This window comes from Hymenobacter sp. H14-R3 (genome assembly GCF_030063445.1).
Lineage (GTDB): Bacteria > Bacteroidota > Bacteroidia > Cytophagales > Hymenobacteraceae > Hymenobacter.
The window spans coordinates 255,452-280,375 of the sequence record NZ_JASITD010000004.1 but is presented as its reverse complement, the minus strand read 5'-3'; the positions used below and the strand labels follow the sequence as shown (position 1 = coordinate 280,375).

Sequence of the window (24,924 nt, the reverse complement as noted above, 5' to 3'; positions counted from 1 at the left end):
ATGCCCGACATCACCGCCCCCGAACTGAAGCAGCGCCAGCAGGCTGGCCAAACCCCCACCATCATCGACGTGCGCGAGCCCTGGGAATTTGAAGAAAGCCGTATCAGCGGCAGCCAGAACATTCCCCTTGGTAACCTACCCGCCGCCCTCGACGACCTGGAAGACCTTAAAGACCAGGAGGTTATCGTACACTGCAAAAGCGGTGCGCGCTCCTCGGCCGCCAAGGCTTTCCTCACCCAGCAAGGCTTCACCAACGTGCGCAACCTGGAAGGCGGCATCATGGCCTACCAGGCTTTGTAAGCTGTGATGTAGCGTAAGCTTTAGCTTACGCTACATCACAGCTTACGCTACATACCCAGCCGGCCATCGGCGGCATAAACCAGCTTTCCCAATTCTACCAGGCTGCGCAGGGCGGCGGTCACGGCCGTAGCCTCGGCGGCGGGGTAGCGGGCCACCACCTGGCGCGGCAGCAGCGGCGTGGCGCGCAGCAATTCGAGTAGTCCGGCTTGCAGCCCGGTGGCGTCGGTAGGCGCTTGCCGGGCTTTTTTGCGGGCCAGGCACACGTCGCATACGCCGCAGGCGGGCGCGTCGGGCTCGGCAAAGTAGTCGAGCAAGAGCTGCTGGCGGCAGTGCGTGGTGCTGGCCGCGTAGTCGATTACGGCCTTGGTCTGGTGCTCGGTGAGCTGCTTGGCAGCTTTGAGGCGGCGCTCGTCGAGCGGCAATTGGGCGGCGTCGTAGCGGGGCGTGAGAAAGAGGGCCTGCGGCAGCTCGCGCCGGGGCTGGTAGTGCAGCACGCCAGTGCTGTGCAGGTAGCGCAGCTGGCGCGTCACATCCACGGTGCTTTGGCGCAGGTGGCGGGCCAGGGCGCTTTCGGCAATGTTCTGAAACGCCACGAACAGCTCGCCGCCATACAGCCGCAGCAGCGCTTTTATGAGCAGGTCGTGCTGGGCATTAGCCACCTGAAACTGGTATAAATCGTGCTGATTGCTAATAAGTTGCACCCGCGCCGGCTGGTTCACGGCTTCGGTGAGCTGCACGAAGCCCTGCTGCTCCAGCAGCTTGAGCGCGTGGTGGGCGTCGATGGCCTTGAGGCGATAGGTTTCGGCAAATACGCCGAGGTCGAAGTCGAAGGCCACCAGCTCGCCGCCGCCCACGGCCGTGCGCGAGTAGTTGGCCAGTGCCTGGTACACGCGGCGCACCACGTCGGGCGGCGGGTGGGCCAGCGTGGCCTGGCGGCGCAGGTTGTCGGCATCGGCGGGGCCGCTCAGCAGCACGGCAAAGGCGTAGAGGCCATCGCGCCCGGCGCGGCCGGCCTCCTGGTAGTAGGCCTCCAGGGTGGCGGGGGCGTCGAGGTGAGCCACCACGCGCACATCGGGCTTGTCGATACCCATGCCGAAGGCATTGGTAGCCACGATGATGCGCGTTTTATCGGCCAGCCAGTCTTGCTGGGTGCGGGTGCGCTGCTCGGTGGGCAGGCCGGCGTGGTAGGCCACGGCGGGCAGGCCCTGCTGGCTCAGCCAAGTGGCGGTGTCCTCGGTTTGGCGGCGGGTGCGGGCGTACACGATGCCCGTTTTGCCGGGCCCCACGCCGCGCAATACTTCCAGCAGGCGGCGCTGCTTGTCCTCGGTGGGCAGCACCGAATACGAGAGCTTGGGCCGGGCAAAGCTTTGGGTGAATACGCCGTAGCCGGGCCGGAAGTGGAGCTTTTCCACAATATCGTGCCGCACCTGGCCGGTGGCTGTGGCCGTGAGCGCAATGCAAGGCACGGTGGGCGGCAGTAGCGCCCGCAGCTCGGCAATGCGCAGGTAGGGCGGCCGAAAATCGTAGCCCCACTGCGACAGGCAGTGCGCCTCGTCAATGGCCAGCAGCCCCACGCTCATGCGCGCCACCCGCGCCCGAAAAAGGTCGGTTAGCAACCGCTCGGGACTGACATACAAGAACTTAACCTCCCGCCCATACACGCAGTTGTCTAGCGCCTGGTCGATTTCCTGGTGGCTCATGCCCGCGTACACGGCCTCGGCCTTGAGGCCGCGCTTGCGCAGGTTTTCCACCTGGTCGCGCATGAGGGCAATAAGCGGCGTAACCACCACGCAGATGCCCGGCCGCGCCAGCGCCGGCACCTGGAAGCACACGCTTTTGCCGCCCCCGGTGGGCAGTAGCGCCAGTGCATCGTGGCCCGCCAGCACGGCCTCGATAATCTCCTGCTGGCCCGGCCGAAACGCCTGGTGCCCCCAGTATTGGCGTAGCAGGGCGAGCGGGTCGGTAGTAATAGCGGGCATTCAGCAAAATTAAGCAGCCAGGCAGTAGCGCTTCGCGCTACTGCCTGCGTGAGCGCAGCGAACAGGCGGAACCGGACGGCCCCGACGTTAGATGCTCGCTTTGCTCGCGCACGAAGCGGAAGCTTCGCGCTACTACGCACGAAAAAGCCCGGTACCTTGATGGCACCGGGCTTTGCAATAATTCAAATTGACACTACGCGGCTACGGCCGACGTGCCTTCGCGGTCCTCAATGGCCTTGCGCAGCTTGGCGATGGCCTGGGTAGCGCGCTCCTCATCGAGGCGGTTGATATTGAGCAACATCTTCGTCTTTTCCTGGCGCGTCACGAGCGGGTGATTCAGCAGGCGGATGATTTCTTCCTTCTGGCTGGCGGTGGCGTACTGCACCGGCACCGAGGCGGCGGGCTCAACGGCCGGGGCTTCGGCGGGCGCGGTAGTGAGGGCGCGCATGACGGGGGCGGTTTCAGCCACTACCGAAGGAGCCACGACGGGCGCGGGCACGTTACCCGAGTACTCCATTTCCTCGGCGGGCGTGGGCTCATAGCCGGCGGCGCGGATAATCCAGGCCAGAATGTTGCGGTAGGCCTTGCCAATGGCGCGCGTCTGGGCCATGCTCGCAATGGCAAACTCCTGGTAAAATTTCTTACCGCTCTCCTTATTCGAGCAGATGGCGAAGCCCGCGCCCACCGTTACGCCGTGGCGCAGGTCAAAGAGCGTCACCTTGGCCTGGTACTTAATCTCCTGGTCGTTGCTGAGGTTGATGACGTGCTCGACTACGGGCACGATGCCCAGGCGCGAGCCGGCGTACTGCCAGCCCTCTACGTTCACAAACTCCTTGCCCTGCACCTGGGTGCTAAGCTTGTTGTCTTTGATAAACTTGGCCAAGTCCTTTGCTAAGTCGAGCGTTTCGTCCGATTTAGCAATGTCGTAACTCTCCGCACGGGGAGCGGCTTTCTTGGCGGCGGTAGCTTCCTTGGGGGTTTTGGTTACTTCGGTCATGGTAGATGTGGGCAGCGCCCGGTTATCGTTCTGTAGTACGAGTGAATAACCAACCCAACGCGAAGAGTGTTCCAAAAAAGCCAATTATTTTAGTAAAATTTAACGCTGATTATCAAGGGGTTTGCGAGGAGATAAAAGATTGTTTTTGGTAGCTCGCTTTCCCAGTAGCCTTAGCTAGCTTTTGGAGGCTACCCAACGCGTAGTTGGATAGCCTCTTAGCCAGATAAGACCCCGTTCCTTACAAGACTCCAGTCGAGGTATAGGCTCCCAATTATAATTGGCACAGGATGGTTTGGTCGGTAATCTTGTCATCCTCCATCAGCAGCAGGGCCTTGCTCAGGATGATGGAGAGCACGGCGTCGCCCTCGAAGGGCAGGAAAACGTCGCCCGTGCTCAGCGTTTTGGCCGCCTGGTCGGGCACAATGCACAGGTACTGGTCGTTGGGCTCCATGAGGATGTTGCCGCTGCCCACGTGAATTTTGTAGACGTGGCGCGTGCCTCTTACCACCAGAAAATTGCCCCTAAGTTCGCTGACCTTGGCAATTTTGAGACGGGGCACGAGGCGTTCCAGGGCCAGGTGGCGGTTTTTAGCCACCTCGCTCAGGTTGCCGAAGCTGTAGCGTTCCCAGTAGGCGCGGTACTGGCCCAGGCCGCCGTTGTCGCGCCACAGCGGGTCGTTGCCTACGCTGGCCACGCCCACGAACAGGTCCACGTCGCGCAGCACCTCCGAAAACACCAGGGGCGGGATTTCGGGCAGCGGCACCAACTCGCGGCCCCGCATGAAGCGCACCTGGTCGGTGCTCACATAGAGCCAGATGCCAACGTGATTGAAGGCATCGTTGGCGTCCACCTCACGCACCCAGAACTCGGCGGTGAGGCCGTGGGCGGGCAATGCCAGGCTGGCCGCCTCGATTTGGTTGCCCCTGTCGTGGTAGCCCATCGGTTTATAGCGCCACCCCCGCAGCTTGGCCAGGCTATTGAGCTGGGGCTGCTTGAGGATGTGGGCGGCCATGCGGTTGGAGTAAGTATTGGTAACCTCCTCGGGCGGCGTGAGCAAATACACCTCGCGGTAAGCCTGCTTGAGGGGCTGGCGCAATTGCCACTTATCCAGCAGCAGCCGCCAGGCCACTACTTGCCCGGCCGGGACCAGCACGGGGTGCCAGAGCTGCACGGTGGTGTCGGCCGTGGGGGCAGGCACGGGCTGGCCCTGCGCATCCTGCCAGGTATCGGCCTGATAAATAGCATCCTGCACGCTGCCATCGGGCTGGTGCAGCCGCCAGATGAGGGGCCGCGCCAGCTCACCCAGCAGGCCGTGGTGCAGGTAGTATTGCGCAAACCAGGGCCAGGCAATGCGGCGCTCGTCAGCAAAGCCCCGGTCGAGGCGCTCGCGCTGGGCGGTGTAGGTCTGCTGGGCGGTGGTTTGGGCGTCTTTCAGCTCCTTCAGCTCCTCGGCGTGGGTGGCTTTGAGAGCGGCAGGGGCGCTTTTCAGGGGTTGGTCGCCTTTCTGCCAGCTTAGCTCAACCTTGCCACCGGTGAGGGCGAGGGTGGCCGTGTACTCGCCCAGCTCTTCGGTCAGCCGGCCATTTTCGAGGCCAAAATCGGGTACCGACAGGTCTTCCACTTCGGCCGGGCTCACGCCCAGTTTGGCCGATTCCTGCCCGATATACTTGGCAATCAGGGCCTGGGTGTTGCTCTGGCGGACTTTGCCGCGTATGCGGGACAGGGCCGCCATGCCCGGCAGGCCGTTTTGCGCGAGGGCCAGCAGGCCGGCGTTGCCCAGCGCTACATTCAACGGCCCTTGGTATTGGCGCTTGCGAAAGCACTTGGTTACCAGCGCCGTGAACAGGGGCAGCATCGCCGCATCGGCCAGCGGCTGCATCGTCCAAACGAGGCCTTTGGCCACGGTGCTATTGGTTGACGTTAAGTAATCACAGCTCGAATAAAAGAACGTTGTGCCGTCGCTACGCTGGTATTCCCGCTCCGGTCCTGGTACTGGTATGTCAACCAGCAGCTCCAGCCAGGCGCGGCCCTGCTCGCGCACGGCCTCGGGGCCCACGGCGGCGGTAGCGGCGTCCAGCTCCTGGCGAAACTTAGCGGTGGGCTGGCCACCACTGGTTTTTTGCCACAGCCGCAGCAGTTGCTGCCAGGGCCGCGCGGCTGGCCCAGTAGGGGCTAAGGCCTCCCCAAACTGCCGCAAACGCTGGCCCAGCGGGTCGCCTTGGTCAAACGCCACCACGGGTAGGGCCCCCGCGGCGCTGGACTGGCCCAGCGCCTCCTGCACCTTGAAATGCACCAGCAGCAAACTGTCCTCACTATCGGAGGTGCGGTCGGACATGGCTTCCAGAAATGCCCGCGTGGTTGGGTTAAGGGTTTGCTGCTGAGCTATTTTAATTAATTGGCTGAGCACTGCGTTAGCGGGGAAGCTATGAAACTCCACCTCCCTTTTGCCCGGCTTTATGAAGTTGAAGCGCGCGTTGACAAACAGCTGTATACAATCTTCCTGAGTGAGCGATAAAGTAGTTTGCAACAGGTCGGCCAGCACATCACCCAGCGCCCAGCGGATATCGCCACCCCCTCGTTCACCGTAGGAACGGGTGTATGCGGTGGTAATGGCCCGCACCAGCCGGCTCCGGTAAGCTGCATCTTGGGCCCGTACCGTCTGGTAGGCGGGCAATTCGGTGAGTGGAACGCGTTTTAGCTGCTGCTCTACCAATTCGGTTAGCACGGCGCGCATTTCCTGGGCTTCGGGGCCGGAATCCGCTAGAATAGTGGCAATAAGGTCAGCTTGATTGATTTGGGGAGCAGGCATACTGGTGGTATTGACGGCCGATGGGCCGGGTGTAAAAGGTGAGAAAAGGCTAAAAGGCGGCAACCGGCCCGCGGCTCAGCCGCTAACCAAGAGCGTGAGCGTGGCAAAGCTGCCGGTGGCCCCGTCACTGGCCCCCACCCCCTTAGCCAGGCTGCCGGCCAGTCGTCGCCGCCGACTGGGCTGGGCTGGGCTGGGCTGGGGCGTGGTGAGAGTAGCCGTTGCCGGGCGGTTTGACCCCGGCTACGCTACCGGCGCGCGGGCTCACAGCTGGCGCAGAATGGTTTCGTCTTTAATCTTGTCGTCCTCCATCAGCAGCAGGGCTTTGCTGAGAATAATGGAGAGCACCGCATCGCCCTCGAAGGGCAGAAACACGTCGCTAGTGCTCAGCGTTTTGGCCGCCTGGTCGGGCACAATGCACAGGTACTGGTCATTGGGCTCCATGAGAATATTGCCCGAGCCCAGGTGGATTTTGTACACGTGGCGCGTGCCCTTCACCACCAGAAAATTACCCTTAATTTCGCTCACCTTGCCAATTTTGAGACGGGGTACGAGGCGCTCCAGGGCCAGGCGGCGGTTTTTGGCCACCTCACCCAGGTCGCCGAAGCTGTAGCTTTCCCAATAGGTGCGGAACTGGACCAGGCCGCCACCGTCGCGCCACTGGGGGTCGTTGCCCACGCTGGCCACGCCCACAAACAAGTCCACGTCGCGCATGACCTCCGAGAAGACCAGCGGCGCAATTTCGGGCAGCGGCACGGGCTGGCCGCCGCGCACGAAGCGCATCTGGTCGGTCGTCATGTATAGGTACAGGCCCACATCGGTCAGCTCGTGGTCGCCTAGCAGGCCACGCAGCCGAAACTCGGCCGTGAGGCCGTGGGTAGGCAGTAGCAGCGTGGCGGTGGCAATATCGGTATCATAGGCCCCCAACAGGCTGTAGCGCCAGCCGCGCAGCTTGGCTAAGCTATTGAATTGGTGCTGCTTGAGGATGTGGGCCGCCATGCGGTTGGAGTAGGTGGCGGTAACTTCCTCGGGCGGCGTAAGGAGGTATATTTCGCGGTAAGCTTGTTTGAGGGGCTGGCGCAGCTGCCGCGCATCGAGCCATTGCCGCCAGGCCTGCACCTCGGCGGCGGGCACCAGCGCGGGGTGCCAGAGCTGCACGGTGGTGTCGGCGGTAGGGGCAGCCACTGGTTGGTCCTGCGCATCCTGCCAGGTAGCATCTTGATAAATAGCGTCCTGCACGCGGCCATCGGGCTGGTGCAGCCGCCAGATGAGCGGGCGAGCCAGCTCGCCCAGCAAGCCGTGGTGCAGGTAGTACTGCGCAAACCAGGGCCAGGCCAGGCGGCGCTCATCGGCAAAGCCCCGCTCCAGCCGGTCGCGCAGGGCGGCGTAGGTTTGTTGAACAGCGGTGTGGGTGGCTTTCAACTCCTTTAGCTCGTCGGCGTGGGTGGCTTTGAGGGCGGCGGGGGCACTTTTCAGGGGCTTGTCACCCTTCTGCCAGCGCAGCTCAACCTTGCCGCCTATTAGGGTCAGGGCGGCCGTGTACTCGCCCAACTCCTCGGTCAGCCAGCCGTTTTCGAGGCCGAAATCGGGCACAGCCATATCCTCTATCTCGGCTGGGCTCACGCCCAGCTTCACCGATTCCTGCTCGATGTACTTGGCAATCAGGGCCAGGGTATTGCTCTGACGGATTTTTCCGCGCACCCGCGCCAGGGCCGCTATGCCGGGCAGGCCCGCCTGCGAGAGGGCCAGCAGGCCAGCGTTGCCCAGCCCCACGGCCAGCGGGGCCTGGCCCGGCACTTTGTGGAAACAGTTAGCCACTATTTTCGCTAGTAGGTCCACCATGCCCGCATCGGCCAGCGGCTGCATCGTCCACACCAGGCCTTTGGCCACAATGGCATTATCGGGTTCCATGCCATCGTGCAACGGCAAATTGTTCAGCTGCTCCAGCCAGGCGCGGCCCTGCTCGCGCACGGCCTCGGCCCCCACAGCAGCGGTGGCAGCATCCAACTCCTGGCGCAGCTTGGCGGTGGGCTGGCCGGCGGTGGCTTTTTTCCAGAGCAGTAGCAGCCGCACCCAGGGCCGGGCCAGGGGGTCGGTGGGCGCGAGGGCGGCCACAAACTGCCCCAGCGGCTCGCCCAGCGGATAAGGCGTGAGGAGTAGCGCGGGCAGTTCGCCGGGGCTATCGACCTGGCCCAGAATCTCGCGCGCCTTGGGGTATACCTTCAGCGGCGACTCTGTTCTACCCGCGTGCGCCAGGTCGCGCAGCTGCTCCACGAATGCCCGCATGGGTGGGTCCAGCGGCTGGGTTTTGGCCAGCCGGGCAATCTGGGCCAGCGTGGCCAGCAGGGGGAAGTAGGGGGGATAGGGCATTGCTGGCTTGGGCAGCGTCAAATCGAAGCCCGCATTGGCCAGTAGCAGCAGATAGTCGGCCTGACTGAGAACCAGTGAACTGCGCAGTAGCCCTTCCATCGACCCGGAAACCGCCATGTAAAAAAAGTAAGCGCTCTGGCCGCGCAAGCGTTCATACACACAGGACAGGGCTAGCACCAACCGGCTCCGAAAATTATCATCCTGCGCCAGGACAGCTTTATAGGCGGGCACCTCTTCAACTTTGGTATAATAGCCTTTATACACCACCTTCGGCAGTAAATCTGTCAGTAGGGGCTGCATTTCCCGGGCTTCGGGGCTGGGGTCTTCCAAAACGAATGAGAGGTGTTGCAGATTAGGTTCAGCGAACATGGCATTTTGAGTAAGATGGAAACTGGTTATGATAGGCCATAAGATTTTCATCGTTAGGTATTTATCAGTAGCCAGCTGCGGGCGGGAGGACGATAACACAACCTGGTTGGGGCGGCCGCAACGTCTGGGTTGGCAGCCAGGGCAGGGGGTTGCTTTTCCAGCAAGTGCCACCTATAGTTTATAGCTGGCGCAAAATAGTCTGGTCGGTAATCTTATCGTCCTCCATCAGCAGCAAGGCTTTGCTGAGGATGATGGAGAGCAGCTCGTCGCCCTCGAAGGGCAGAAACACGCTGCCCGTACCCAGCGTTTTGGTCGCCTGGTCGGGCACAATGCACAGGTACTGGTCGTTGGGCGCCATCAGAATATTGCCCGAGCCCAGGTGGATTTTATAGACGTGGCGCTTGCCGGTCACCTCCAGAAAATTACCCTTAATTTCGCTCACCTTGCCAATTTTGAGGCGGGGCACGAGGCGTTCCAGGGCCAGGCGGCGGTTTTTGGCCACCTCCCCCAAGTCGCCAAAGCTGTAGCGTTCCCAGTAGGCGCGGTACTGGCCCAGACCGCCATTGTCGCGCCATTCGGGATCGTTGCCCACGCTGGCCACGCCCACAAAAAGGTCCACGTCGCGCATCACTTCCGAGAAGACCAAGGGCGGGATTTCGGGCAGCGGCACCAGCCGGTAGTTGCGCCCGAAGCGTACCTGGTCGGTGCTCACGTACTTGTATTGGCTGCCGTTCCACTCGCCCTCAACGGCCACGGCACCCACCAAGAAATCAGCCGTGAGGTCGTGGGCCGGCAGCTGAAGGGTAGCGGCTTCGGTGGTGCGGGAAGCGTCGTAGGTACTCAGCAGGTTATAGCGCCAGCCGCGCAGCTTGGCTAATGAGTTGAACTGGTGCTGCTTGAGGATATGGGCCGCCATGCGGTTGGAGTAGGTGGCGGTGCGCTCCTCGGGCGGCGTGAGCAGATACACCTCCCGGTAGGCCTGCTTGAGGGGCTGACGCAACTGCTTGGTTTCCAGATACTGCCGCCAGGCCACTACTTGCCCGGCCGGAGCCAGCACCGGGTGCCAGAGCTGCAGCTCGGTCTCGGCCGTGGGCGCGGGCACGGGCTGGCCCTGCGCATCCTGCCAGGCATCAGCCTGATAAATAGCATCCTGCGTGCCGCCATCGGGCTGGTGCAGGCGCCAGATGAGGGGCCGCACCAGCTCGCGCATCAGCTCGTGGTGGAGGTAGTACTGCTCGAACCAGGGCCCGGCAATGCGGCGGCCTTCGGTAAAGCTGCGGTCGAGCCGGTCGCGCAGGGCCGTGTAGGTTTGCTGAATGGCGGTATGAGTGGCTTTCAGCGCCTTCAACTCGTAGGGGTGGCTGGCTTTGAGGGCGGCAGGGGCACTTTTCAGGGGCTTGTCGCCTTTCTGCCAGCTTAGCTCAACCTTGCCGCCGGTCAGGGTGAGGGTGGCCGTGTACTCACCCAGCTCCTCGGCCAGCCGGCCATTTTTGAAGTCGAAATCAGGCACCGATAAGTCTTCCACCTCGGCCGAGCTCACGCCCAACTGCGCCGCTTCCTGGGTAATATGACGGGCAATCAGGGCCAGGGTATTGCTCTGGCGGGTTTTGCTGCGCACCCGCGTGAGGGCCGCCATGCCGGGCAGGCCATTCTTGGCGAGCGCCAGCAGGCAGGCATTGCCCAGCCCGTCGCCTACGCCACAGGTCGCTATGGTCGTAAGGCGGGCCAGGATATCCGCATCCGCCAACGGCTGCATAGTCCAGACGAGACCCTTATCCAGTACGGAATTGGCATCGACCAGGCAACAGTAGTTGGTGGGCGCATAGCTATCAAAGTAATTAGCGAAGAAAGCCCTGGGCTGGGTAGTCGGTAAAGTCAGCAGCTCCAGCCAGGCGCGGCCCTGTTCGCGCACCACGTTGGCACCCAGCGTGGCCGTGGCGGCATCCAGCTCCTGGCGCAGCTTAGCCGAAGGCTGGCTGGTGGTGGCCTGCTGCCATAGCTCCAGCAGCTGAAGCCAGTGGAGCGTGGCCGGGCTATCTGGGTTGAGGGAGGCCACGAAATCCCACATGCCTTTGCCCAGAATGTCACGTTTAGCAATCAGCAGCACGGGCATCCCCTTGGTGGCATCCCGACCCAGAATTTCCTGAACTCTTACCTGTACCGCATCAAGTTCACGCAGGAAATGAGTGGTGAAGTTGAGCAGCTTTTCCAGAAATACCCGCATCTGCGGGCTTAAGCCTTGGTTCTGGGCTAGATTGGCTACCTGGCTCAAGGCTAGCAGGATGGGGAAGCGGTAAAAATTTTCAAAAGTTTCTCTGCTGGACTTCGCTAAATTAAAATCAGCCTTGTCGAATACGAATAGGTAATCGGCCTGGGTGAGCGCTAGCTTAGTGCGGAATAAACCTTCTAACAGGTAGGCTAGCGCCCGGCGAATATTTTCAGCCCCCCATTTTTTGTAAGAGCGGGCATACGCGGTAGCAGTGGCCCGCACCAGCCGCCCCCGGTAGGCCACATCCTGCGCCCGTGCCGCCTGGTAGGCGGGCAGGCTGGTAAGTTTGGGGAAGTAACCCGACCCATCCCGCTGCTGCCCCACCAATTCAACGAGTACGGCGCGCATTTCCTGGGCTTCGGGGCTGGAGTCCTGGAGGATGGTGAGGGTAATGTCGGATTCGTTGAATTCGGGAGTGGACATACTGATGCTACTGACAGCCGAGGAGCTGGCTGAACAAGGGAAGAAAAGGAGTAAAGCAAGTAACCGGGCCGCGCCTCAGCCGCCCACCAGGGGCGTGAGCTTCACGAAGCTGACGGTGGCCCCGTCGCCGAGCCACACCTCCTCGTCCAGGCTTTCGGCCTGCCGGTCGTTGATGAGCACGAAAAACCCGTTGCGCTGAAACGCTTCGAGGGCGCGGTACGCCTGCTGCTCGCCATCAATTTGCTTGGTGGGCCGCAGCCGGTAGCCGTTGAGCGCCCGCTCCGACTCGGTGGGCTGGACAAGTCCCTGAAAAACAGGTGGTTGCCGCTTATTGTAGTCGGCTACTTCGTCGTGCACGCGGCGGGCAATCAGTTCGCGCACGGTGAGCGTTTCCTGGCTGATTTCCAGCTCCAGGCGGTGCAGCACACTGCCGCTGGCCGTTTCGTCGAGGATGGTGAGTAGGGGCATAGCAGGCGTGTTTTTGAAAAAGAGGTGCGTTTACTACGAAATAAACGCCTGCTTTGTCGAAAACCAACGGTTCCAAGCGCGGACTCCCAGCGTCCACGCTACTCGCCTACTCTTCCAGAATATGGCCGTCACGCATTACAATGGTGCGGTCGGCCATTTGGGCCAGCGTGTCGTTGTGAGTCACGATGACGAAGGTTTGGCCAAACTCCTTGCGCAGCCAGAAGAACAGTTCATGCAGCTCCTGGGCATTTTTGGAGTCGAGGTTGCCGCTGGGCTCATCGGCAAAGATGATTTCAGGCGAGTTGATGAGGGCGCGGGCCACCGACACGCGCTGCTGCTCGCCGCCGCTCATCTCGCTGGGCTTGTGGTCTACGCGGTGGTCGAGGTTGAGCAGGCCCAGTAATTCGCGGGCCCGCACGCGCACTTCCTTCTCCGAGCGGTCGGCCAGAAAGGCGGGCAGGCATACATTTTCGAGAGCCGTGAACTCAGGCAGCAGGTTGTGAAACTGGAACACGAAGCCAATGTGGCGGTTGCGAAACTTGGCCAGCGCAGTGCGTCCCAGCTTGGTCACCGACTCGCCATCGAAAAGCACCTCGCCCGCGTCGGGGTCGTCCAAGGTGCCCAAAATATGTAGCAGCGTGCTTTTGCCAGCTCCCGACGACCCCACGATACTCACGATTTCGGCCCGCTTAATAGTAAGGTCAATGCCCTTGAGCACTTCCAGCGAATTGTAGCTTTTGCGGAGGTTAATGGCTTGCAGCAAGGTAATGTGGGCTATACTAGTAGTAAGTGGGCAAAGCTACGTGCAAAGGCCGCCGGGCGTTGGGCCGCCCGCGCCGCCTGTCGGGTGCCGCGCTCCACTTCGTTGCGCTCGCAATGACAAGCGGCATCCCGGCCCTACCTTCGCGCCAGTACTTAAAACTCCACCCCTACCCCCTCCGATGAATATTCACGAGTATCAAGGCAAGGAAATTCTCAAAAAATACGGCGTACGCGTGCAGGAAGGCCTCACCGCCGACACCGCCGAGGAAGCCGTAGAAGCCGCCAAAAAGCTCACCGAGCAAACCGGCACCAGCTGGTACGTCATCAAGGCCCAGATTCACGCCGGTGGCCGGGGCAAGGGCGGCGGAGTAAAGCTCGCCAAAAACCTGGAGCAGGTAAAAGAGATTGCCGGTCAAATCCTTGGTATGCAGCTTGTTACCAAGCAAACTGGCCCCGAAGGCCGCCTGGTCAATAAAGTCCTCATCGCCCAGGACGTGTATTACCCCGGCGAAAGCCCCACCAAGGAGTTCTACATGAGCGTGGTGCTTGACCGCACCAGTGGCAAAAACGTCATCATCTACACCACCGAAGGCGGCGTCGATATTGAGGAAGTAGCTGACCATCACCCCGAAAAAATCCTGAAAGAATTCATCGACCCCGCCGTGGGTCTGCAAGGCTTTCAGGCCCGCAAAATCGCCTTTGGCCTCGGCCTCTCGGGCGATGCCTTTAAGGAGATGGTGAAGTTCGTAACGGCGCTGTACAAGGCCTACGACGAGACGGACTCGGCCATGTTCGAGATTAACCCCGTGCTGAAAACATCGGACAACAAAATCCTGGCCGTTGACGCCAAGGTGACCCTGGACGACAACGCCCTGTTCCGCCACAAAGATTTTGTGGCCCTGCGCGATACCAACGAGGAAGACCCCCTGGAGGTAGAGGCGTCGGAGTCGAACCTGAACTACGTGAAGCTCGACGGCAACGTGGGCTGCATGGTGAACGGCGCCGGCCTGGCCATGGCTACCATGGACATCATCAAGCTGAGCGGCGGCGAGCCGGCCAACTTCCTCGACGTAGGGGGTGGAGCCAACGCCCAGACGGTAGAGGCGGGTTTCCGCATCATCCTGAAGGACCCGAACGTGAAGGCCATCCTCATCAACATCTTCGGCGGCATCGTGCGTTGCGACCGCGTAGCCAACGGCGTGGTAGAGGCCTACAAGAAAATCGGTGATATCCGCGTGCCCATCATCGTGCGCCTGCAAGGCACCAACGCCGAGGAAGGCGCCCGCATCATTGATGAGAGCGGCCTGAAAGTGAAGTCGGCCACCCTGCTGAAGGACGCCGCTGCCCGCGTGAAAGAAGTATTGGCTACCGCATAAGCAGTTAGCTATTTTGAGATTGAAAAGCCCGTCTGGTAACCCAGGCGGGCTTTTTTTGGTTATAACCCACCTGTCGTGCTGACGAAGGAAGCACCTTGTCGCGTCAGGTGCAAACGAGCGGCCCTGACGCGATGAGGTACTTCCTTCGTCAGCATGACAGGCCTGTTTACTTATTCTACTCCTACTCCCTCTTTTCCACTATGGAATTCACCCGCTTAGGAAACACTGGCCTTCAGGTTTCCAAAATTTGCCTGGGCACCATGACCTACGGCACGCCCACCGAGCGCTGGCCCTGGGCCTTGGACGAAGCCACAAGCCGGCCTTTCATCCAAAAAGCGCTGGAGCTGGGTATCAACTTCTTCGACACCGCCGACGTGTACTCCAACGGTGCGAGCGAAGAAGTGGTGGGCCGCGCCCTGCGCGACTTTGCCCAGCGCGACGAGGTGGTGCTGGCTACCAAGGTTTTTAACGCGATGGGCCCGGGACCGAATGATAAGGGCCTCTCGCGCAAGCATATACTGAGTGCCATTGATGCCAGTCTCAAGCGCTTGGGTACCGACTACGTGGACCTCTACCAGATTCATCGCTGGGACTACGACACGCCGATTGAGGAAACGATGGAGGCCCTGCACGACGTGGTAAAGGCCGGCAAGGCGCGCTACATCGGGGCTTCGTCGATGTTTGCCTGGCAGTTTGCGCAGGCCCAGTACCTGGCCGACCGGCAGGGCTGGACGCGCTTCGTGAGCATGCAGCCGCATTACAACCTCGTGTACCGCGAGGAGGAGCGCGAGATGCTGCCCTTCTGCGCCGACCAGAAAATCGGGGTTATTCCGTGGTCGCCGCTGGCGCGCGGGCTGCTCACGGGCGGCCGCAGCAAGGCCCGCAACGAAACCGAGCGCGCCAAAACCGACGCCTTCGGCAAAAGCCTCTACGGCCGCGACGACGACTTCGCGGTGGCCGACCGCGTAACAGAAATTGCCCGGGAGCGCGGCCTGCCCAATGCCCAAATCGCGCTGGCCTGGCTGCTGAGCAAACCCGTTATTACGGCCCCCATCGTAGGCGCCAGCAAGCCCGGCCACCTCGAAGACGCCGTGGCGGCGGTGGATGTAAAGCTGTCGGAGGACGAGATAAAGCGGCTCGAAGCGCCCTACCAGCCGCACCCGGTGCTGGGCTTTAGCTAAGCTAATGCTTTCCGCGCAAGTTTTATATAGCTTGCAGCTATGAAAATTGCCTATGCCGTTACCTGCTTCTTGCTCGGGTTGGCCGTCCTCCTCCTTGGTGCTGTAATCAAGGTACTGCATTGGTTTGGTGCCGATTGGCTACTGCTGAGCGGCATGGCGCTGGTAGTGGCGGGGGCGCTACTGCTACTGCTCAGGCTTTTTCGGCCGCCCGCGTCCGCGCCGAAAGATTCGCTGCGCTCGTAGCTGATTTTGGGCGGCGTCATTACGCCGGGCTAGGCACTTCTGTCGTAAGTTTAGCTGCTCACAAGTACACCGCAGCGTCAGGGCCAAACTTATGGCTGTGGGCTGATGTTAAGGCTGCTATTCACCCGCTCGGCTCCGGCCAACGTTTGCCCATTTCGTACGTATTTACTTGCTCCCCATACCTTTGCCTTATGGAAGTTGCTAGCTACACCTTGGCCGAAGCCACCACGGCGGCCCCCTACCTCGATTACGCCCGCTGTGTCGATGCCGACAACCGGCCCGCCAACCACGGCGGCGACTGGCCCACGGTAGGCGAAGTTTACCCCGTGCGTGTGGTAGAAAGCCGTCTCGAAGGCATTCCGCTCATTCACGTGCTCACCTTCGACGGCCCAGCCCCCTACTACAACGCCTTTGCGCCGCACCGCTTCGAAGTAACGCACCGCATCTACTTGAATTAAAGCACTTTGCAAGTAACAAAAAGAGCCCTGACCGCAGCTGCGGTCAGGGCTCTTTTTGTTACGCAGTTTCTGGCTTTTACTGTGCGCTGGCCGATAGCGAGTCGGCGCTTAGCTCATCATGATAACCCAAGCCATTGAGGGTGAAGGTAGTAGAAGTAGTACGGTGAATTTCGCGGGCTTCGCCAGTTAGCTTGAGGTAGGCCGCGCCGGCGAAGGTAGCGGCGCGAGTGCTGCCGGCGGGCCGGGGGTTGGGCTTGCACACGGCATCGCGGATAGCCTTCACCGTGAGGATGATGCGGCGGTCGTCGCCGTTGAGCTGATATACTTTCACGGCGGCTACCTGCGGGCAGCCCGCCTGGTCCATGGTCGTCCAGTCAATCTGCACGGGCACCGATACTTTTTTGGTTTCCCCGATTACCAGGTTGCCGGTGTAGGTGTGCGGGTAGGTGCGCGCGCCGGCCACTTTCAGGAAGGTCGTATCGAAGCGAATAGTCTTGGCCTCGGCGGTGCCGGTGGCCGAGGGGCGGCTTTGCACGGCGGTACCGGCCTCGCGGCACGAAGCCAGCGTAGCGGCGGCGGCCAGCACGGTGAGTAGTTTTTTCATAATCATAAGCGGAAGGTTTGCGCCGGATAATCCGAGGGGTTGGCCTCTTACGCAAGCCACCCGCAAAAGGTGTGCCCACCGCTCAGCCCACGCAAAAAGGGCCCATCCAATAGCTCGGATGGGCCTTCCTATGGGCAAACGAAGTTGCTTACTTGCCTTCGGCTACGCCGGCGTTTTCTGCGGCCTGCACGGGAACGGCTTCGCCTTTCACCTTCAGCTCCACTTCCATATTGCCACGGGTACCTACCGAGTAGGGGCAGATTTTGTGGGCCTCGCGCACCATTTCAATGGTTTTAGCCTGGTCAAATGACTTCAGGTCGATGTCCAGCACGGCGCTCAGGCCGAAGGCTTCGCCATCCTGGAAGAGGGTTACCGAACACTTTACCTCCGTAGCGGGGTCGAGCTTCTCGCCGCCGCGCTGCGCGATTACGAGTAGGGCCTGCTGAAAGCATGACGAATAACCAGCGGCAAACAGCTCTTCGGGGTTAGTAGCGCCTTTTTTGCCGCCGAGGCCTTCGGGCACGCTCATTTCAAGGTCGATAATACCGGTGGCGGAGCGTACGTGGCCGCTACGGCCACCCACGGCCGTAGCGTCGGCCGTGTAGAGGGTCTTTTTAGAAGAATCCATGTGCAGGGAATGAATTGACAGGTTTAGGGGGAGTTAACCGGATTTTCAGGCCCAGGGTTACGCTTTTAGCTAATTTGACTGGCTAAAGTAGTTACCTGGGTTTGGCAGCGGCCGCATTTGTGGCTACTTTTGCAGCCCGAACTACTGGGCGCATAGTACAACGGATAGTATGGGAGCCTCCGAAGCTCTAGATTTAGGTTCGATTCCTAATGTGCCCACGGCAAAACCCTTTCTTATCGCTGGATAAGGAAGGGTTTTTATTTTTAGCGTCGCGGTGGCCTGCCCAACGCAGGCAAAACGGCCGCTCGGCTGTTTCTTTGCGGGGGCGGGGCCTTCTTTGCGCCGCCTATTCTACTCATGGCAAACTCCACCCTTACCGGCCTGCGCGCCGGCGTGCTGCACGGCGACGAAGTGCAGGCCCTCTTCCAACACGCCAAAACCCACGGCTACGCCCTGCCCGCCGTGAACGTGACCGGCACCGATACGGTGAACGCCGTGCTCGAAGCCGCCCGCGACCTTAACTCGCCGGTTATCATTCAATTCTCAAACGGGGGCGCGCAGTTTTTTGCTGGCAAAGGCTTGCCCAACGATAAGCAGCAGGCCAGCATTGCAGGCGGCATTTCGGGGGCGCACCACGTGCACCTGATGGCCGAAGCCTACGGCGTGCCCGTGATTTTGCACACCGACCACGCCGCTAAAAAGCTGCTGCCCTGGATTGATGGCCTGCTGGAGGCCGGCGAAAAGCACTTTGCCCAGTACGGCCAGCCGCTGTACAGCTCGCACATGCTTGACTTGTCGGAGGAGCCGATTGAGGAGAACATCGAAATCTGCCGCGAGTACCTGGCCCGTATGGCCAAAATCGGCATGACGCTGGAGATTGAGCTGGGCGTGACCGGCGGCGAGGAAGACGGCGTGGACAACTCCGACGTGGACTCGTCGAAGCTCTACACCCAGCCCGAGGAAGTGGCCTACGCCTACGAGCAGCTGCGCGAAATCAGCCCACGCTTTACCATTGCGGCGGCATTTGGCAACGTGCACGGCGTGTATAAGCCTGGTAATGTGAAGCTTGAGCCCAAAATTTTGCACAACTCGCAGGAGCACCTGCGCGCCAAGCACAACATTGAGGAGGCGCTGCCCATCGACTTCGTGTTTCACGGCGGCTCGGGTTCGAGCCAGGCCGAAATCCGCGAGGCCATCAGCTACGGCGCCATCAAGATGAACATCGACACCGACTTGCAGTGGGCCTTCTGGGAAGGCATCCAGCAGTACTACGTGAAGAATGAGGGCTTCCTGCAGGGCCAGATTGGCAACCCCAACGGCCCCGACTCGCCCAACAAGAAGTACTACGACCCCCGCGTGTGGCTGCGCAAAGGCGAGGAAACCTTTGTGGCCCGCCTCAAGCACGCCTTTGAAGACCTGAACGCGGTGAACCGCCGACCCTAGTTAGCGCCGCATCCGCCTCAAAATCAAAGCCGGCTGGCTGCCCTAAGGCAGCCAGCCGGCTTTGATTTTGAGGCACTTAGCTAAATAATGGCCGGGTATTAAACCCCTAACCCACTTTGGGCCGTATAGCGGCCAAGCAATTCTCTCACCCCCCTGCATTATGAAGAAGAACCTCCTCCCCCTCGCTACCCTGGCCCTGGCCCTGTTTGCTGCGCCTGCCTTCGCCCAGACTTCGGTAGAAGACGGCGGTGATAAAGTGAAGACGACCGTGGACGGCATGACCGTGAAAACGAAGGTCGCCGACGATGGCAAAATGAAGGTAAAAGGCAAAGACGAAGCCGGCAACCGCATGAAAGCCACCACCAAACCCCGCAAAGAGGACGATAAGCGCAAAATGCGCAAAAACAAAATGGACAAGGGCGTGATGGTAGGCGGCGCCATGATGATGCCCGATAAAGACATCGTGGATAACGCCGTGAACTCCAGTGACCACACTACGCTGGTAGCCGCCGTGAAGGCCGCCGACCTCGTGGGCACGCTGAAAGGTGCGGGTCCCTTCACGGTGTTTGCCCCCACCAACGCGGCCTTCGATAAGCTGCCCGCTGGCACGGTTTCGACCCTGGTAATGCCCGAAAACAAGGCTACGCTCACCAAAATCCTGACCTACCACGTAGTACCCGGCCGCCTCCTGGCCGCCGACCTCACCGATGGCCAGACGCTGACCACGGTAGAGGGCGAAACCCTGACCGTGATGAAAAGCGGTGACTCGGTAATGCTGAAAGACGCCAAAGGCGGCACCAGCACCGTTACCACCCCCAACATTATCGACTCGAACGGCGTGACCCACGTTATCGACACGGTGCTGATGCCCGCTAACTAAGCGGCTAAGGCACTAGTCTGTAATCGGACGCAACTTATTAAAGGACTGGCCATTGTGGTCAGTCCTTTTTTGTTTGCCGGTAATTTACTCACCAAAAGAGGTAGTGGCTGCATGGTTATCTTTTTGTGAAAGACCGCCGAAGTTTCATCTTTTATTCGGTTGGTGCCTGACCTTTGCCGCGCAGCTTTTATTTTGCTTTTGAAGGTTTTTATATGAAAAGACTTTTCCGCTTTTTACTCTTGGCCTTATGCGCGGGGCCTTTGGGGGGCGTGGCCCAAACAATACCAGCCGTGCCGGCGACTGCGCCGGCCATCCTATCGGGCACGGCGCTGCGCGACTGGCTGCGCACCAACTGGTATGACCCCTACCGCCGTGAGCTGAGCTACGCCGACGCCCGCGCCAAAATGTATAACTACGCTGATAACTACAGCAATACGGTGGCCTGCGTGTACTCGGGCTACACCGAAACGGTGCTGCTCAGCTTCAGCAGCACCAGCACGAGCGTGGTGCAGAGCATCAACTGCGAGCACACCATTCCGCAGTCGTGGTTCAAGGAAACGGTGCGGATGCGCTCCGACATGCACCACTTGTATCCTACTTATATTCAGTGGAATAGCAACCGCGGCTCGGACCCGTTTGCCGAGATACCAGACGCGCAGACGCGCCTGTGGATGCGCCTGACCCAGAGCCAGACGGGCATTCCGAGCACCAACATCGACGAGTATAGCGAGGATACCAACACGCAGTTTGAGCCCCGCGAAGACCACAAGGGCAACCTGGCGCGCACGGCGTTTTACTTCTACACCATGCACGCCGGGCAGCCCGACCTGGTAGCTACCGGCCACGGCGACATCAACACCTTGGCCGACCTCAACACCCTGTATCAATGGCATTTGGCCGACCCCGTGGATGAGCACGAGCGCGAGCGCAACCGCCGCGTGGCCGCCAGCCAGGGCAACTACAACCCCTTCATCAACGACCCTGCGCTGGTGGCGCGGGCCTGGGGCTTTGCCGCCACCGGCCCGGTGGTAGCGTTTGCCGCCGCCACGGGCACCGTGGCCGAAGGTAACAGTGGCTCAACTACTTACATCGCTACGCTCAGCGTGAGCCCGGCCCCCACGGCGGCCCTCACGGTGCAGGTGGCCCTGGATGCCGCCAGCTCGACAGCCACCAGCGGCGCCGATTTCAGCTTTACCTCGCCCACTACCGTCACCTTTGCCGCCGGCCAAACCAGCCAGACGGTGGCCGTGAGCGTAACCGGCGACCTGCTGCCCGAGGCCGATGAAACCGTGGTGCTGGCCCTGCAAAACCCCGGCCCCGGGGCCAGCATCGGCGGCCCGGCCACCCACACGCTCACCATCACCAACGACGATGGCGCGGTGCCCACCGTGCGCTTCAGCGCCGCCACCGGCACCATCGCCGAGGGCAACAGCGGCACCAGCACCTACACCGCCACCGTCACGCTGAGTGACCCCGGCAGTATCATGTTTCCACTCACGGTACCCGTAACGGTGGACGCCAGCAGCACTGCCAGCAGCCCCAGCGATTACACCCTCACTACCAGCCAGGTAACCTTCGCCAATGCCACCGCCCTGAGCCAGCTGGTGAGCCTCACTGTGGTGGGCGACCTGCTGCCCGAGCCCAACGAAACCGTGGTGCTGCGCCTGGGCCCACCCAGCGGCGCGGCGGTGGTACTGGGCACGCCCAGCCGCCACACCCTCACCATCGTCAACGACGACGTATCGCCCACCGGCGGCAGCTGCACCGACGCCTTCTTCACCAAGTATTTCGAGTCGGGCACTGGCAACACTAAGGCGCTGGAGATTTTCAACCCCACCAGCTCGGCCCTCGACCTCTCAACGCTGCGCGTGGAGGTGTTTACCGCCAATGCTACCACGCCCACCGCCACGGCCACCCTCACGGGCACGTTGGCCGCGGGCAAGGTTTTCGTCATTGCCAACACCGGCGTAACCGACGCCACCGTGCGCGCCGCCGCCAACCTGCAGTCCAACGTGTGCTTTTTTGCCGGCACCCACACGCTGGTGCTGTTCGACGACACAGATACCCTGGATATTATCGGCGTGGTGGGCCGCGCGCCGGCCAACGGTGCCACCGGCTGGGTCGTGAGCGGCGGCACCACCCGCGACAACTCGCTAGTGCGCCTGCCCGCCACTGGGCGCGGCAGCAGCCGCTGGCTGGGCACGGGCGGCGCGGCCACTACCTGGCAGGCGCAGGGCACCGACAACTTCGCCAGCATCGGCAGCTACGCTTCCACGGCTTGCGCCACGGTGCTGGCCGTGCGCGGCAGTAGCACCCGCACCGCGCTGCAAGTATACCCCAACCCCACCGGGCCGGGCACCGTGCAGGTGCGCCTGCCGGGTACCATTGGCAACCACCTGGCTACCGTTGAGATACTCGATGCGCTAGGCCGGCTGGTGCGCCACGTCACGGCCGCCATGGGCGATACTGCGCCCGCCACGCTGGAGCTGGCGGGGCTGGCCCCCGGCGTTTACGCGGTGCGCGTGGGCACGGCGGGAGGGCAGTTTTTCAGTCGGTTAGTTGTAGAATAGCCTTGCAAGAAAAGCACTTAGCCTACTTTAATCACACATTGATTCAGCTGCAACAAGCTGAATCTGAGCAAGAAAGACAAAAGCTAATGGCACGCTACTTACACTGCCCGGCTACGGTGGCATAGCCGCCGTAGCCGGGCAGTGTAAGTAGCGTGCCCCCACCCACAAAAAAGGCCCCCGGCAGATGATTCTGCCGGGGGCCCTTGAGGTAGTCAAGCTAGTGGTTTATACCCACTTGTTGTCAAGGGTTGCGCCATTCACATCAATCTTGTTGGCCGAGATAATCAAGCTCAATACCATAGAGGCTTGCGACTCCGCCCGACGGGCATCAAAGGTTTCTGTGTAGCCTACACAGTAAGCTTCTTTGAAAACCAATTCCTTCATTTTAGAGTCCTGGTCACCGCGCTTAAACACGATTTTACCATCGGCACGCTTGTAAGGGTCCAGCATCCAGCTGATTAGCTTTACGCTGTCAGTAGATACGAGGGATACCTTAATGAATGCTCCCTGCACCACCGACGAAGGGCGGCCTTTGTCATCAGTTGATTGATTGAAGGTGTATTCGCAGCTTACTACTTCACACTCTTCGCTGCCAGCAGCGTCAAAAACAGCACTAAAAGAAGCCATATTGAAAAAAAGGGTTATGGAAAATGAGAGAATATCTCTTCGCTTCCGCTTTACGCAACCTACCAATATTGGTTAGGTTTACTATGCAATAATTCAAAAAAATAATATTCCGAATCACTACATCAATCTACTTGTCAGTCAGCTAATGGCAGCCGGCTACTGCCGACTATTGCTGCGCGTATTCGGCGTTCCAATCGCGGCCGGGGTTATCTGGGTCGTCGCCTTTGGTACCATCGAGCGACACCAGGAAAGTCTTGGCGGGGAAGTAGGGCACCATGTGAATGTCGAGCAGAATGCGGTCCTTCTGGTCGGGGTCGCGCTCAAATTTTTTGATGGAGAATTTCTCAATCAGCTTGCCCGGCCCGGCAATCCCGTCGAGGAACCGCACAATCTGGTTCTGAATGTCCATACGCATGTTGTGGTCCCAGTTTTCGAAGGCGCGCCGGTTCAAAAAGTCCACCAGCACCTTGGTCACGTAGTCGAACACGCGCACCACCGAGTAGGTCTGCAAGCCAATGTTGTCGCCATTGAAAAGCGTTTTGGCCGAAAAAGCCATTACCCGGCCATATTCGCTTACCATGGGCACGAGGCCAATTTTTTCGAAGTTGGAAATCTCACTTTTACGCAGCGGAAATTTTACGCCGTCTACTTCGTTGAGGGTACCGTGCTTGCGGCCCGCCGTTACCTGCGAGGCCAGCGTGGAGTAGATGCGCCCGGCCAGGGCCGAGGAGGGCGGCACAAACAGGTCTTCCTCTTCGCCGATTTCCTCAATTTTGCCCCGGCCCACCAGCCAGTTGGCCGCCATAATAACGTTGGACTTATGGGCTTCGGCCCCCGTGAGATTGGCTTCTTCAAACAGCTCAATTACATCCTCGGGCGTGTCGTAGTGCTCGAAGTCGGTGACCATCATCACCTTGTTTTTATGGGCGATTTTGGCCCACTTATCCACCACCTTGTTGGAGCCCAGGTAGCCGGGCACCACCAGCAGCGAGTAGTTTTCGCGCAGGTCGAGGCGGTCGTAGTTCTGCTCCAGCTCGTCGGCTACGGCGTCAATAAATATCGTATTATCAAGGTCTTGCAGCTGGTCCTTGTCGGCGTTCAGCATGGAGATGTTCTTGACTTCATCCTGGTCGGTATTGCGAAAGAACAGCGTTACCGAGCGGTAGGCCTGCTCCAGCTCACCGGTTGCCTCCACGGCCGTTTTCAGGTTAGCAGTAAGCTGCTCCTGGGTGGCTTCGACGCGCGCTTCGGCTTTTTCCACGGCCCCAGCCACCGAGTCGGTCTCGCTTAGCAGGGCATGCCACAGCGCCAGGCGCTTTTTGAGCTGCTTGCGGTCATTCTTCTTATTGTCTTCCGACAAAAATATTTTTTTGCGGGCCTTTTTCTCGGGGTTCAGGTTGGAAGCCCCGTCGATAGTTGTCTCCAGCAAATCGAACCCGCCTACTTTGAGGAGGGCCTGCGTGCTTTGTTCGAGCGACGGCGCGGCTTCGCGTGAGCGGTAGCCAGCGGCGGCAGAATCTTGTTGTTCGGTAGCCATATAGGTAAGCAAGGGGGCAAGGCAAGGAAATTGAGCGGGCGCGGGGGGCTTACTCCAGCTCGTCCATCATGGTCTGAATGGCCGCCAGGAAAGCAGCCTTGGTTTCGGGGTTTTCCAGGGCCGACTTCAAAATCTTGTTTGACTTGAGCTGGCGCAACAGCTTCTGCAAGTCGTCGGTTTCGGCCGCCAAGCCTTGCAAAAAGTTGCTTTGGTTGATAATACCCTTCTTACCAAAGTCGCCGAGCGAGGCAAAATGCAGCTGCTCAGACACGGTAGTACCCTGAGCATCTTCGAATTGCACGCCTACTTCGGGCTTGAAATGCGCAAAAACGGCCTCGGGGGTTTTGAGCCCCTTCACTACCAGCGGGCGCAGCGGCGTGTTGGTGGTGAGCTTCTGTACCAGCAAAGTCCGGTTGAGGGGGATGGACGAGATTGCTTCAGCGGCGTTGTCGAGCTTACGCTCCTGACCGCCAATTCCGTAGTTGTACATAGAAGGAAAAGAAAGTGGGGCGGCCGGGCGCACCAAGCGGGCGCCGCAACCAATGGCCAAACATAGGCATGCTACTGGCTTTGTGCTGGCTTAACGGAGAGAGAATTCGAAAGGTTAGGCGGACGGAGGAGTTTATTTTGGGGC

General features: G+C 60.5%; 20 protein-coding genes and 1 tRNA gene. 9 read left to right on the top strand and 12 right to left on the bottom strand.

The annotated features are described in order from the left end of the window. Complete coding sequence (locus tag QMK33_RS06195) at positions 1–300, top strand: rhodanese-like domain-containing protein (protein ID WP_283563692.1); 300 nt, start codon at positions 1–3, stop codon at positions 298–300. 47 nt (positions 301–347) lie between these two features. On the opposite strand, the gene QMK33_RS06190 is transcribed toward QMK33_RS06195, so the two are convergent. The 7 genes from QMK33_RS06190 to QMK33_RS06160 all read right to left on the bottom strand — a co-directional run bounded on the left by QMK33_RS06190 (position 348) and on the right by QMK33_RS06160 (position 12,744). Continuing rightward, positions 348–2,279 carry a RecQ family ATP-dependent DNA helicase gene (locus QMK33_RS06190; RefSeq protein WP_283563691.1) on the bottom strand — a complete coding sequence of 644 codons (1,932 nt, stop codon included), beginning with the start codon at positions 2,277–2,279 and terminating at the stop codon, positions 348–350. Between the two features lie 193 nt (positions 2,280–2,472). Continuing rightward, complete coding sequence (locus QMK33_RS06185) at positions 2,473–3,276, bottom strand: polysaccharide deacetylase family protein (RefSeq protein ID WP_283563690.1); 804 nt, start codon at positions 3,274–3,276, stop codon at positions 2,473–2,475. Between the two features lie 271 nt (positions 3,277–3,547). After that, positions 3,548–6,085 (bottom strand): DUF4132 domain-containing protein, encoded by a 2,538-nt coding sequence (locus QMK33_RS06180; RefSeq protein WP_283563689.1) that lies wholly within the window; start codon positions 6,083–6,085, stop codon positions 3,548–3,550. A gap of 261 nt (positions 6,086–6,346) precedes the next feature. Then, positions 6,347–8,821 carry a DUF4132 domain-containing protein gene (locus tag QMK33_RS06175; RefSeq protein ID WP_283563688.1) on the bottom strand — a complete coding sequence of 825 codons (2,475 nt, stop codon included), beginning with the start codon at positions 8,819–8,821 and terminating at the stop codon, positions 6,347–6,349. A 178-nt stretch (positions 8,822–8,999) separates the two neighbouring features. Next, positions 9,000–11,513: a DUF4132 domain-containing protein gene (locus QMK33_RS06170; protein WP_283563687.1), complete on the bottom strand. Its 2,514-nt coding sequence runs from the start codon at positions 11,511–11,513 to the stop codon at positions 9,000–9,002. Positions 11,514–11,588: 75 nt separating this feature from the next. Then, positions 11,589–11,981 (bottom strand): hypothetical protein, encoded by a 393-nt coding sequence (locus QMK33_RS06165; protein WP_283563686.1) that lies wholly within the window; start codon positions 11,979–11,981, stop codon positions 11,589–11,591. A gap of 106 nt (positions 11,982–12,087) precedes the next feature. Next, complete coding sequence (locus QMK33_RS06160) at positions 12,088–12,744, bottom strand: ABC transporter ATP-binding protein (protein ID WP_283563685.1); 657 nt, start codon at positions 12,742–12,744, stop codon at positions 12,088–12,090. Between the two features lie 178 nt (positions 12,745–12,922). On the opposite strand from QMK33_RS06160, the gene sucC reads away from it, so the two are divergent. The 4 genes from sucC (at position 12,923) to QMK33_RS06140 (ending at position 16,001) form a co-directional block, all read left to right on the top strand. After that, positions 12,923–14,119: an ADP-forming succinate--CoA ligase subunit beta gene (gene sucC, locus QMK33_RS06155; protein ID WP_283563684.1), complete on the top strand. Its 1,197-nt coding sequence runs from the start codon at positions 12,923–12,925 to the stop codon at positions 14,117–14,119. Positions 14,120–14,319: 200 nt separating this feature from the next. After that, positions 14,320–15,300, top strand: a complete 981-nt coding sequence (locus QMK33_RS06150) for an aldo/keto reductase (RefSeq protein WP_283563683.1) — start codon at positions 14,320–14,322, stop codon at positions 15,298–15,300. A gap of 39 nt (positions 15,301–15,339) precedes the next feature. Then, the gene (locus tag QMK33_RS06145; RefSeq protein ID WP_283563682.1) at positions 15,340–15,543 is read left to right on the top strand and encodes a hypothetical protein; all 204 of its coding nucleotides are present in this window, start codon (positions 15,340–15,342) and stop codon (positions 15,541–15,543) included. 191 nt (positions 15,544–15,734) lie between these two features. Next, complete coding sequence (locus QMK33_RS06140; protein ID WP_283563681.1) at positions 15,735–16,001, top strand: hypothetical protein; 267 nt, start codon at positions 15,735–15,737, stop codon at positions 15,999–16,001. 76 nt (positions 16,002–16,077) lie between these two features. Here the strand turns inward: QMK33_RS06140 and QMK33_RS06135 are convergent, their stop codons facing one another. Both QMK33_RS06135 and QMK33_RS06130 read right to left on the bottom strand, forming a co-directional pair. After that, positions 16,078–16,605, bottom strand: a complete 528-nt coding sequence (locus tag QMK33_RS06135) for a hypothetical protein (protein ID WP_283563680.1) — start codon at positions 16,603–16,605, stop codon at positions 16,078–16,080. A 148-nt stretch (positions 16,606–16,753) separates the two neighbouring features. After that, entirely contained in the window at positions 16,754–17,233 is a 480-nt protein-coding gene (locus tag QMK33_RS06130) for an organic hydroperoxide resistance protein (protein WP_283563679.1), read from the bottom strand. A 146-nt stretch (positions 17,234–17,379) separates the two neighbouring features. Here QMK33_RS06130 and QMK33_RS06125 point away from each other — a divergent pair. From QMK33_RS06125 to QMK33_RS06110, 4 genes are all read left to right on the top strand, one after another. Next, positions 17,380–17,451 (top strand) — tRNA-Arg (locus QMK33_RS06125). 139 nt (positions 17,452–17,590) lie between these two features. After that, a complete protein-coding gene (gene fbaA / locus QMK33_RS06120) occupies positions 17,591–18,676 on the top strand; it encodes a class II fructose-bisphosphate aldolase (RefSeq protein WP_283563678.1) in 1,086 nt (361 codons plus the stop codon). A 394-nt stretch (positions 18,677–19,070) separates the two neighbouring features. Next, positions 19,071–19,556, top strand: coding sequence for a fasciclin domain-containing protein (locus tag QMK33_RS06115; RefSeq protein WP_283563714.1), 486 nt, complete (start codon positions 19,071–19,073; stop codon positions 19,554–19,556). Between the two features lie 212 nt (positions 19,557–19,768). Next, on the top strand, positions 19,769–22,126 hold the full coding sequence (locus tag QMK33_RS06110) for an endonuclease (RefSeq protein WP_283563677.1): 2,358 nt from the start codon (positions 19,769–19,771) through the stop codon (positions 22,124–22,126). A gap of 225 nt (positions 22,127–22,351) precedes the next feature. Here the strand turns inward: QMK33_RS06110 and tssD are convergent, their stop codons facing one another. From tssD to QMK33_RS06095, 3 genes are all read right to left on the bottom strand, one after another. After that, the gene (gene tssD, locus QMK33_RS06105) at positions 22,352–22,753 is read right to left on the bottom strand and encodes a type VI secretion system tube protein TssD (protein ID WP_283563676.1); all 402 of its coding nucleotides are present in this window, start codon (positions 22,751–22,753) and stop codon (positions 22,352–22,354) included. Between the two features lie 166 nt (positions 22,754–22,919). Beyond that, positions 22,920–24,290, bottom strand: a complete 1,371-nt coding sequence (locus tag QMK33_RS06100) for a DUF5458 family protein (protein ID WP_283563675.1) — start codon at positions 24,288–24,290, stop codon at positions 22,920–22,922. Positions 24,291–24,339: 49 nt separating this feature from the next. Further along, a complete protein-coding gene (locus QMK33_RS06095) occupies positions 24,340–24,780 on the bottom strand; it encodes a hypothetical protein (RefSeq protein ID WP_283563674.1) in 441 nt (146 codons plus the stop codon). Positions 24,781–24,924 lie beyond the last annotated feature (144 nt).